We start from the raw sequence: 11,086 nt of genomic DNA, 5'->3' as shown, positions 1-11,086 counted from the left end.
CTCCTCCTACTCGATTTTGGACAAAGGTAATGCAGATTTATCATTCAGTTGGTGACTCTAGGTGCATATGTGAATTAAAGTGTGCTGTTGGTTGTTCCTGTCTAGTCGGGCAGAGTGTTGATGTTCAAGATCAGTTGAGAGAGTTATGAAAAATATCGTTGTATTTAATACTGAAACAGCAGAGCACCGAGTTTTTGACGTATCAGATTCTGATGCGGAGAATTATCAAGAGATACGTTCTTTGCTAGTCAAAGCTTTAGATCTAGAAATTATTTATGACCAAATAATTGAAGCATATTGGGACTTCAAAAATAAAGTTAATTATTGGAATTTAAGGTCTATTTCAACCCCGTTTGCTGACTATGTACTAAACCATGAAATTCGTAGCTCTTTGAATAGTTTGGCTTTTAACTTGTTCAACTTAAGTAAGTTATATCTTGATTGGCATTTTAATGAACGGAAGAAGCGATGTTTTGCATTTGAGATTACGAATGACGAAGCTGCTAGAGTTGCTGTCGAATCACAACGTCAGGATATTTACGACTCAAATATTCATTACGTAGTTGGCTGCGACTTGAGAGGACATAGCCAACATAGCGCTTTACCTGTAAGAACTTTTACTACTGGTGTTCGCTACGATCATGAAACATCAAGTCGCACTGCTCATTTCAGTATTTTTTACGATTACGATGACCTAGTTAAAGCTGGTGTCCCAAAGAAAAAATTATCACATGATATTAAGCTAGAACTCTCAGAAATTATCGACGGTTTCGTATACGCGATTTCTCAAAAGCACATGTTGAATCGTGAGTTATCCGATTCAATTGTTCGTGATGGCCGTGAAAGATATTTGACTAAGTGGCAAAGTTTGGTCAATGACACGAATTTTGAACGGTATCGTTGCGAACTACATTTGGAAGGTGGTGAAAAGCATGTGTTATCTCTTGAGTGGTTTGAGGTGTACGGTCATCTCCAATTAAAGCATCGTAGGTCAATAGATTACTCAGCGATTCGGTTCGAAAAGTGAGTTAGATATAATCAAAAATGAGTTGTATGTAGTTTTAATCACAGTGTCTGAGCTATTAAATAGGGTTTAAGGAAAAGACAAATATGGATATTGCCGTACTAACATTTGATGGATTTAACGAGCTAGATTCTTTCATCGCATCGGGTATTTTGAATCGAATGAAAGAGTTTGGTTGGAATGTGCAGATTACTAGCCCTACAGAATCAGTGACTTCAATGAATGGAGTCACAATTAAATCTCAACAGCCTTTAGAGTTCGCGAATACAGCTGATGCGGTGTTGTTTGGTAGTGGCATGTTGACCCGCGATGTCGCCCAAGATGATAAATTACTCTCAAGGTTAAACCTTAATCCACAAACACAATTGATTGGTGGTCAATGCTCAGGGACTTTATTGATGTCGGTATTGGGGTTACTGAATCAAGTTCCAGCCTGTACTGATTTAACAACGAAGCCATGGGTAATTGAATCCGGTGTGAACGTGTTGGACCAGCCGTTTTATGCGGAAGGTAACATTGCTACAGCGGGTGGCTGTTTGTCGTCTAAATACTTAGCTGCATGGGTTATCAGTAAACTCGCAGACCAAGCACATGCCGAAGCTGCAATTCACTATGTTGCGCCTGTTGGTGAGAAAGAAGACTCTGTGAATCATTGCATGTCGATAGTAAGTACTTACGTTTAAACTGATTCATTGCGTGCGCAGTCCTGTATAAGGTTCTTGATATGAATCTCTACCCATGGCATTTTTAGTCCAAATTGACTTTACTTAGGACAAAAAATGGAAGACTTGATAGTCGCGTATTTTAGGGCATTGAGCTCATTCTTTAGGTATCTGTTTCAGTCGATATTGATTGAGTTCATTGGTTACGGAGCTGGCTGGATAGTCTGTAAAGTATTCACATTAGGGCGCTTTCCCCCATTGATTCCAATTGAAAAAGAGCGAACCAGAATTTCTTATGTCGGGGCGATTAGCATCGTATTGTTTCTGTTAGCAATTGGTGTGTTCAATAGTTTGTGATTCGGAGTGAAGATATATGAAATTTTACCCTGCGGAACAATACCAAGCGGCTTGCAACGAGCTGTTTGTCCGATACGAACGTGACATCAAAAAGCTAATCCTTAATGCGAGAGTTGAGCACGTAGGCGCATCTTCTATTCCATCTGCAGTATCTAAAGGCGACTTGGATATATTCGTCGGTATTGAATCGAGTGAACTTGAGTACGCCATTGAACAACTCACAACACTCGGCTTCAATGAGAAACTCGATACCTTAAGAACGCCGGAACTGTGCATGTTGGAGTCTACATCAGGACATGACGTGGCCTTGCAAGTAGTTGCCAATGGTTCTGAGTTCGAATGTTTTCTAAGGTTTCGTGACAAGCTACGTGCGGATCCGGAATTAGTGGAGCAATACAACACCCTCAAAATGTCTTGTGAAGATTGGTCGCAAGAAGAGTACCGTGAAAAGAAGTCGGCTTTTATCGAGCATGTGTTGGCTTTGAAATAACAACAAGTTTCGATTGGATATTATTCATCCAAATCCTAACTTTTTGTGCTGTTTTTACTTTCCTCTTACACTCTTTTCAAATATCGAACCTAGTATCAAATTTCTCTTTGTTATACAGGCAAGTATCTCATTATGAAGAACTTCTTTGATAGCGAACTCATGCTCTCTAGCTCTTTGAATTTCGTTTTGCTATCGCTTGGGCTAACGCTCCTTTTTCATCTTCCGATTTGGTGTGGGTTCAACTTGAGCCGACGAAAATGGAAGCTCATGGATTATTTATGGCCGTTCTTGGCGGGTATCGGGATGCTGGGTGCGGTGTCTGAGATTCGTGCGAAAGTAGCGGGCGATTGGGTTGAAACCGAACAAACCAGAGCGGTGGCGATTTTAGAATCGGTTCAGCAGTTTTCTTTGGATAAGCTGCGAAGTGATACCTGCACAGGTCAACCATCTTTGGATAATCACGCTCAGCACCATGAAGCGTGTTTGTGGTATTTGAATACGGCGATCACGTTCAAAGACGTTGATTTCACCTTGTTACCCAACGCATCGGATTTTACAGTTCCTGCGCCTAGTGTATCGCTGGTGGAAAGTGATGCCGTGTGGGTGGATGGTATGCTGAGTCAGTATGAGATGCAGAAAAACCAATACATAAAAACCAGAGAAGCGCAGGTGAAGCAGCCATTAGAAAGCCTCTTCTGGTATGTGAGTCCTTACTTAGTCTGTTTCGCTATTGCTCTGCGCCTTACTAAAGTGACGGCAGAGCTTAAACTGGATAAGTGCGTAAACAATTAACTCGACATAGACAGCGCGAACGACAGTAAAATAGGCAAGGTAACCACACTTAGGAAGTTGCCGAACAACACCATAGATGCGACCTTGGGAGGCTCGACATTGAACCTTTCTGCAAACAGGTAGTTCATCACGGCAGGTGGCAGCATGGTGAACAGCACCATCATTTGTAGGTGCAGCGTTGGCAGCGGGATAAAGAAGTAGATGATGGCGAAGGCGATGGCACCAGTAAACAGCGATTGAGCCGTACACAGCAAGCCAACTTTGAGTCCGCTTAGCTTCAAGTTCACCATTTGCGAACCCAACGACAACAGCATGATGGGCACGGCTGCTTGGCCGAGTAGCGATGTTGCTTCGTAGATTGGATTCCATACTGCAATGCCAGACAGGTTGAGAGTCATCGCTAATGCTGCGGCTAAGAATATCGGCATCTTGAGGATCTGTTTGATCGGATTACCTTCGCTTAGTAGCGCTAAACCGACACTAATGTGCACGCATGCCGATACCACAAACAGCAATACCGCAGGGGCTAATGCACTCTCACCAAAGGTATAGGTGAACAGGGGAATGGCCAAGTTGCCACTGTTGCGGAACATATGTGGCGGCGCCCAAGCTTTGAAGTTGAGCTTAAAGATCTTACAGATTGGTATCATCAATAAAGCGGGCACCAACACCGCGACCAAAGAGGCGGTGATGAGTGGCAGTTGTTCGGTGTCGAGAGGCATGGTGGTCAGCGAGGCAAACACTAGCGCAGGAATACACACATCCATGTTGATGCGATTGATCGGTTTGAAATCGGGCTTGAGCCAACGACCCACCGCAAAGCCAGCACTGGCTAAAGCAAAAACGGGAAACAGAATGCTGACGACCTGTTCGAACATAGAATTCCTTTCTAGATTGAGTGCTTCCATTTAGCTGAGAAACGAATGTTTTAGAGAGACGCTAAAGTGAAGTATGAAGTCGATATGTATAAACATTAACCTATCAATATAATGACTTGGCGTCACCGAAGATCGTTGTTTGTGAACGGTTAATTTATATTTCTTTGAATGAAGCACAAAAAAGACCAGTGGCATCAGCAACTGGTCTTTCAAGGCTAGATAAATCTGGACGGATTTTTAATTAACGACGGCTGTCGCTGTCTAGCGATTGTTACTCGGTTTTCAGTCTAGCTAACGAGCTTTTGATAATCTTTGAAATTCACATCGTAGGCTTTCTCGCCGTAGATGTAAGTCTCGCTGACGGTTCTGTCGTCACCCAGGCTCATCAATACAAATAGCTTCTCTTCAAGCTTGGTCGCTTGTTCCATTCTAAAGCGCATCAATTGTGTGGCGTGTAAGTCCAACACCACGAAATCGGCTTCTTTTCCTACTTCCAAGTTGCCAATCTTGTCTTCTAAATGCAGTGAACGTGCACCACCTAATGTGGCTAAGAATAGCGACTTAGCTGGGTGCAATTTCTTATGTTGAAGCTGCATGATCTTATAGGCTTCACTCATGGTTTGTAGGATTGAGAAGCTAGTGCCTGCGCCGACATCAGTCCCCATACCAACACGAATGCCGTGCTCTTCCATTTCTGGTAATCGGAATAAACCTGAGCCTAAGAACAGGTTAGAGGTCGGGCAGAAAGCAATGGCAGATTCCGTGTCGGCTAGGCGCTTACATTCGCAATCAGACAAGTGAATGCCATGGGCGAAAACCGAACGTTTGTGCAGTAGGCCATAGTGGTCATACACATCCAAATAGCTGTCGCGCTCTGGGAACAGTTCTTTTACCCATTCAATCTCTTTCTCGTTTTCAGAAAGGTGCGTGTGCATATACACATCTGGGTACTCTTCTAGCAATTTACCAACGGTAGCCAATTGTTCTGGTGTACTGGTTGGCGCGAAACGAGGTGTCACGGCATAAAGCAAACGGCTGCGGTTGTGCCATTTCTCAATCAGTTCTTTGGAGTCGGCGTAGCCAGATTCTGGCGTGTCGGTGAGGTAATCAGGCGCATTGCGATCCATCAAAACCTTACCCGCAATCATACGTAGGTTGCGCTTCTCAGCTTCTTCAAAGAAAACGTTAACCGACTCTTTGTGTACCGTGCCGAACACGAGTGCCGTGGTGGTGCCGTTGCTTGCTAATTCATCTAGGAATAGCTTCGCCACTTTGTGTGCGTAGACTGGGTTTTTGAAGCGCTTTTCTTCTGGGAAGGTGTAGTTCTCTAACCAATCAAGAAGTTGCTCACCGTAAGACGCGATCATCCCTGTTTGAGGGTAGTGGATGTGCGTATCAATAAAGCCAGAGGTAATCAGCTTGTCTTTGTATTCTTTTACTTCGAGTGTTTTAGGTTGGCGAGCCAATACCTCATCGGCATGGCCTAAGTCGACGACATGGCCGTTCTCAACCACTAAAACACCGTCTTCAAAATAGTCGTAAGACTCATCGATACCGACATCTTTTGGGTCGGCGACGCTGTGTAAAATGCTGGCGCGATAAGCTTTGCGTTGCGTTGTCATGTTTACTTCCTTTTAATGACTTCAGCGACGTTATGGCCACTGAAGCTTTGCGACTTGTGTTAGGCGATCTTCTCTTCCAATGGTGGTTCGCCTACGTCGCTTGGTTGACTGTGTTGATCGGTCAAATCCTGATTTCGATATTGTTTGGTTGGGCGCTTTTGTTCAAGTGCTTGGCCTTGATAGTGTGCGATCAGTTCACCGGCAACCGATACTGCGATTTCCGCAGGATGTTTGCCATTCACCGCACTTATACCAATCGGGCAAAGCATGGTTTCAATTTGTTCTTGGCTATAGCCGCGTTGCTCTAAGCGGAAATCGAACTTCTTGCGCTTAGTGAGTGATCCAATCATTCCGAAGTAACGGCTGTCTTCACGGTCGATAATCGCTTTGGTTAAATCGAAATCAAGCTGGTGGTTGTGGGTCATCACAAGGTAATAGCTGTTCGGTGGCATGTGTTTTACTTCACCGACTGGATCATCTGAGACAAGCTTCTTCACACCGTGTGGTAGCGTTTCAGGAAATACTTCTTCACGCTCATCAATCCAGGTCACACGGAAGGGCAGAGTCGCCACAATGTGCAGCAGCGCCTTGGCAACATGACCTGCGCCGAACAGCACAAGGTGGTTCTGTTGAGTGCCAATCGGCTCAAAGCTTAACGTTGCCATTCCGCCACAACACTGGCCTAAGCGAGCACCTAGGTTGAAGCGTTCCACTTTGAGTGATTTTTCGCTGGCAATCAGCATTTCACGCGCCATTTTAGTGGCCACATGTTCAAGGTGACCACCACCAATCGTAGCGATGATTCGGTCACGAGTGACAAGCATTTTGGTGCCCGCATCGCGTGGAACGGAACCTCTGTCTTCAAGAACCGTCACCATCACACATGGTTCGTAGTTCTCTTCAAGTTTTGCCAGTTCGTGAATCCAATTATCCTTAAACATATGTCCTCCTAAATCCCTTTTTATGCTTCTCAAGCTAAACGATCGATATGAGCCCTAAGCCGTTTCTGATTGAGCATCGACCGAAGTCGGAGCCGTTTCAGTGACTTCCTGAATCGCCATCAGAATACGTTCTGGCGTTGCAGGTGTGTTGAGCTTAGGAATCGCTCCATCAACGGCCACGTAGCTAATCGCATCTTTCAATGCACTCCATACCGACATACCCAACATGAAAGGCGGTTCACCCACGGCTTTCGAGTTGAATACTGTGTCTTCTGGGTTGTTACGGTTTTCTAAAAGGTGCGTTCTGAAATCAATTGGCATATCAGCAATCGCAGGGATCTTGTAACTTGCAGGGCCATTGGTCATCAAGCGGCCTTGCTGGTTCCACACCAACTCTTCCGTTGTTAACCAACCGACACCTTGTACAAAGCCACCTTCGACTTGGCCGATATCAATCGCCGGGTTCAATGAAGCGCCTACGTCATGCAGAATATCGACACGCAGAATCTTGTTCTCGCCAGTCAGGGTATCGATGATGACTTCTGAACAAGAAGCACCATAGGCGTAGTAGTAGAACGGACGACCACGCGCCTTCTCGTGATCGTAATAGATCTTCGGAGTGCGATAGAAGCCAGTGCTTGATAGCGAGATTTGGTTGAACCAAGCCAGTTCAACAAATGAGTTGAAGGTCATGATCTCATCGCGGATCTGCACCATGCCGTTTTTAAACACCACTTCTTCAGGCCACACTTTGAAGTGCGAAGAAGCGAAGTCGATCAGGCGCTGCTTAATGGTTATTGCGGCGTTTTGCGCGGCCTTACCGTTGAGGTCGGCGCCCGATGAGGCTGCGGTTGGTGATGTGTTCGGAACTTTGTCTGTGTTTGTAGCGGTGATCTGGATACGTTCGACATCGACTTGGAACTCCTGTGCAACGATTTGTGCCACTTTGATGTTCAAGCCTTGCCCCATTTCCGTACCACCGTGATTCAAATGAATACTGCCATCGGTGTAGATATGGATGAGCGCACCTGCTTGGTTCAAGAAAGTCGCAGTAAACGAGATGCCGAATTTCACTGGTGTGATCGCAAGGCCTTTCTTCAAGATAGGGCTCTGCCTGTTGAACTCAGCGATTTCTTTACGACGTGCGTGATAGTCACTGCTGCGTTCAAGCTGTTCGGTTATCTCAGGTAAAAAGTTGTCTTCAACGGTTTGGTAGTAATGGGTCACATTACGGCCTTCTTCGCCGTAGTAGTTCGCTTTACGTACTTCCAAAGGATCTTTTTTCAGGTAACGCGCAATCTCGTCCATGATGTGTTCAATCGTCATCATGCCTTGCGGGCCACCAAAGCCACGGTAAGCGGTGTTCGATGCGGTATTGGTTTTGCATCGATGACCGACCACAGTTGCATCGCCTAGATAATAAGCGTTGTCTGAGTGGAACATCGCGCGGTCGACAATAGAACTTGATAAGTCTGGTGAGTAACCACAGTTACCTGCAACGGTAATGTCGGCACCTTGAATCACACCGTTGTCGTCAAAACCGACTGTATATTGATTGTAGAACGGGTGGCGTTTACCGGTTTGCTGCATGTCTTCATTACGCAGCAGACGCATTTTGGTCGGTCGGCCTGTAAGGTGGGCAATCACCGCAGCCATACAGGCTGGAGAGGCTGCTTGAGTCTCTTTACCACCGAAACCACCACCCATACGACGCATATCAATCACGACTTTGTGCATCGGCACGCCAATCACTTCCGCAACCAGCTTTTGAACTTCGGTCGGGTTCTGTGTAGAGGTGTAGACGATCATGCCGCCGTCTTCGGTTGGCATTACACTACTGATTTGCGTTTCTAGGTAGAAGTGTTCTTGGCCACCGATCTCTAGGTCACCAGAGATCACGTGTTTCGCTTTTTTCAGTGCTGCTTTTGAGTCACCACGCTGTTGAGTGTGGCTTTCTGTTACGAAGTGCTCTTTTGCCAGCGCTTCTTTCACATCAAGAATGGCTGGTAGCTCTTCGTATTCAATAACGGCTGCGTGCGCGGCTTTGCGTGCGGTTTCTAGATCGTTAGCTGCCACAGCAATCACAGGTTGGCCGTAGTATTCTACTTTGCCATCGGCAAGCAGTGGGTCGCCCGGTAGGATTGCACCAATGTCCAATTCACCTGGTACGTCTTTGGCTTGAATGGCAATCGCCACGCCTTCAAATTCGTAACACGGTGATAAATCTATATTGGTAATGTTCGCGTGTGCTTGAGTGCTCAGGCGTGCGTAGACGTGCAGCTGATTTGGGAACTCTAGGCGGTCGTCAATGTATACCGCTTCGCCCGTGACTTGCTTGGCTGCACTGTCGTGTTTTACGCTTTTACCTACGCCAGTTTTTAGGTCTTGTTTTGCAATGGTAACCATCTCTTCGTGGGTCATCGCATTGCTCTTGTGAACAGAGGAATTTGATTTAGACATAAGACGTTACCCTTGTTTCGATTTGGTTGTTTTTGTTCTGCTGTTCAATGAAGTAACGACGCAACATATTGGCTGCCGACAATGAACGGTATTCTTGGCTGGCACGGAAATCAGATAGCGGCTCAAAGTCGTTATACAGTTCCTGCATCGCTAACTTAATATTAGCGTCTGTCCATGGTTTGCCTAATAACGTATTTTCACAACGCGCCGCGCGCTTAGGTGTTGCAGCCATACCGCCGAAAGCGATACGAGCGTAAGAAACCTTGCCGTCTTCGATTTGAATATCAAACGCACCACACACCGCAGAGATGTCGTCGTCTAAACGTTTAGACAGTTTGTAAGCTCGGAAGCTGTCGTTAGTTGGCTTAGGAATGATGATCTGTTCAATGAACTCACTCTCTTTTTGCGCCGTCACTTTGTAGCTGATGAAGTAATCTTCAATCGGCATGGTGCGTGACTCGTCACCGCAACGAAGTTTGATCTTTGCGTTAAGGGCAATCAGCAGAGGAGGGGTGTCACCGATAGGCGAAGCATTGGCTACATTACCGCCGATGGTGCCTTGGTTACGCACTTGCAGTGAAGCAAAGCGATGCAGCAGTTCACCAAAATCTGGGTAGTGTTTTTTCAATAGTGAGTAAGAATCACTGATAGGCAGGTTGGCACCAATGATTAGATCGGTGTCGGTCTCTTCACATACCTTCATGTCTTCAACAAGGTTCACGCTGATCAGTGTTTCAATCTCACGATGGAATTGCGTCACTTCCAGCGCTAAATCCGTACCGCCAGCAACCAGCTTAGCGTTCGGGTGGGCTTGAAAAAGCTTGGCCAACTCATCGGTGCTTTTTGGGGAAAAAGCGGTGAGGTGACCAAGGCGTAAGTTGGCCTCAGTGTCTTGAATGCTTTCTAGCTTCTTGATGGTGTTGCGTTCAAGTTCAGCAAATTGGTCGATCAAAGGTTGGTCTGTTGAAAGTGACATCGCAGCATCAACAATTGGTCGGTAGCCTGTACAACGACATAGGTTACCCGCCAGTGATTCCATGACGTCTTCTTTGCTCGCATCGGGTTTGTTTTTGCCTAGCGCAAACATCGACATGATGAAGCCCGGCGTGCAGTAACCACACTGTGAACCGTGAAAATCAACCACCGCTTTTTGCACTGGGTGCAATGAGCGATCTCGATTTTGCAGATCTTCTACTGTGATCAGTTGCTTGCCATGCAGCGCTGAAACGAACGTAAGGCAAGAGTTCACCGAGCGGTATTGCAGTTGTCCATCAACCACTTCACCCAGAACTACCGTACATGCGCCACAGTCGCCCGACCCACAACCTTCTTTTGTACCCGTCTTATTTATCTTGGTACGAAGGTAGTTGAGCACTGTCATATTTGGCGACAGATTATCTTCGCGTCTTATTTCCTGATTGAGCAAAAAAGTAATCAAGAGACCTCCTTGTAAATCGACATATTTCCATGTGTATTCTTTTTGACTTCTAGGTCAATAATTATCCATCCTGACCCTGCGGTCAACTATTTATTTACAAAAATGTAACAAAGATGGCTTGTCGCGAATTGTATACAATTTAATTTTGGTCATAGTCGTCTGTTTTATAAGGGTTTGGATTGAGATTGAACAGTTTTATGGTGTGAATGAATGGATAGCTATGTATACAAGATAAAGACAAGATTTATGGCACTGTTGGGAGTGATTCTGTAGAGGCTAAGATCGTTGTTGAGGCTAGAATAGACAGTGTTTTAGATGGATGTGAGCCGATCGTCGTCTTTATTTTTAGGTGAGAGGGCATAAAAAAGAGAAGCAAACGCAGGGGCTTACTTCTCTCCAGTTTTGATAACCATCTGTTAACA

General features: G+C 45.6%; 10 protein-coding genes. 5 read left to right on the top strand and 5 right to left on the bottom strand.

The genetic code is table 11. The features are described from left to right. Nucleotides 1–145 precede the first annotated feature (145 nt). The 5 genes from AB4351_RS18755 to AB4351_RS18735 all read left to right on the top strand — a co-directional run bounded on the left by AB4351_RS18755 (nucleotide 146) and on the right by AB4351_RS18735 (nucleotide 3,325). Nucleotides 146–1,027 (top strand): hypothetical protein, encoded by an 882-nt coding sequence (locus AB4351_RS18755; protein WP_050647480.1) that lies wholly within the window; start codon nucleotides 146–148, stop codon nucleotides 1,025–1,027. Between the two features lie 83 nt (nucleotides 1,028–1,110). Further along, entirely contained in the window at nucleotides 1,111–1,707 is a 597-nt protein-coding gene (locus AB4351_RS18750; protein WP_102320848.1) for a DJ-1/PfpI family protein, read from the top strand. A 96-nt stretch (nucleotides 1,708–1,803) separates the two neighbouring features. Next, complete coding sequence (locus AB4351_RS18745) at nucleotides 1,804–2,043, top strand: hypothetical protein (protein WP_102320849.1); 240 nt, start codon at nucleotides 1,804–1,806, stop codon at nucleotides 2,041–2,043. 16 nt (nucleotides 2,044–2,059) lie between these two features. Next, entirely contained in the window at nucleotides 2,060–2,533 is a 474-nt protein-coding gene (locus AB4351_RS18740) for a GrpB family protein (protein WP_017064997.1), read from the top strand. Between the two features lie 267 nt (nucleotides 2,534–2,800). Then, on the top strand, nucleotides 2,801–3,325 hold the full coding sequence (locus AB4351_RS18735) for a hypothetical protein (protein WP_102320850.1): 525 nt from the start codon (nucleotides 2,801–2,803) through the stop codon (nucleotides 3,323–3,325). On the opposite strand, the gene AB4351_RS18730 is transcribed toward AB4351_RS18735, so the two are convergent. From AB4351_RS18730 to xdhA, 5 genes are all read right to left on the bottom strand, one after another. Further along, complete coding sequence (locus tag AB4351_RS18730; protein ID WP_004732869.1) at nucleotides 3,322–4,203, bottom strand: AEC family transporter; 882 nt, start codon at nucleotides 4,201–4,203, stop codon at nucleotides 3,322–3,324. The genes AB4351_RS18735 and AB4351_RS18730 overlap by 4 nt on opposite strands. A 287-nt stretch (nucleotides 4,204–4,490) precedes the next feature. Next, nucleotides 4,491–5,825: a guanine deaminase gene (gene guaD / locus AB4351_RS18725; protein WP_102320851.1), complete on the bottom strand. Its 1,335-nt coding sequence runs from the start codon at nucleotides 5,823–5,825 to the stop codon at nucleotides 4,491–4,493. 59 nt (nucleotides 5,826–5,884) lie between these two features. Continuing rightward, nucleotides 5,885–6,766, bottom strand: a complete 882-nt coding sequence (gene xdhC, locus AB4351_RS18720) for a xanthine dehydrogenase accessory protein XdhC (protein WP_004732871.1) — start codon at nucleotides 6,764–6,766, stop codon at nucleotides 5,885–5,887. A 54-nt stretch (nucleotides 6,767–6,820) separates the two neighbouring features. Next, nucleotides 6,821–9,226: a xanthine dehydrogenase molybdopterin binding subunit gene (gene xdhB / locus AB4351_RS18715; protein WP_102320852.1), complete on the bottom strand. Its 2,406-nt coding sequence runs from the start codon at nucleotides 9,224–9,226 to the stop codon at nucleotides 6,821–6,823. Next, complete coding sequence (gene xdhA / locus AB4351_RS18710) at nucleotides 9,219–10,664, bottom strand: xanthine dehydrogenase small subunit (RefSeq protein ID WP_032549154.1); 1,446 nt, start codon at nucleotides 10,662–10,664, stop codon at nucleotides 9,219–9,221. Before xdhA ends, xdhB begins: the two co-directional genes overlap by 8 nt. Nucleotides 10,665–11,086 lie beyond the last annotated feature (422 nt).

Origin of the sequence: Vibrio sp. 10N.261.51.F11, assembly GCF_041471665.1 — a bacterium.
Lineage (GTDB): Bacteria > Pseudomonadota > Gammaproteobacteria > Enterobacterales > Vibrionaceae > Vibrio > Vibrio crassostreae_C.
The sequence above is the reverse complement of the archived record's forward strand: the minus strand, read 5'-3'. Positions and strand labels throughout refer to the sequence as shown.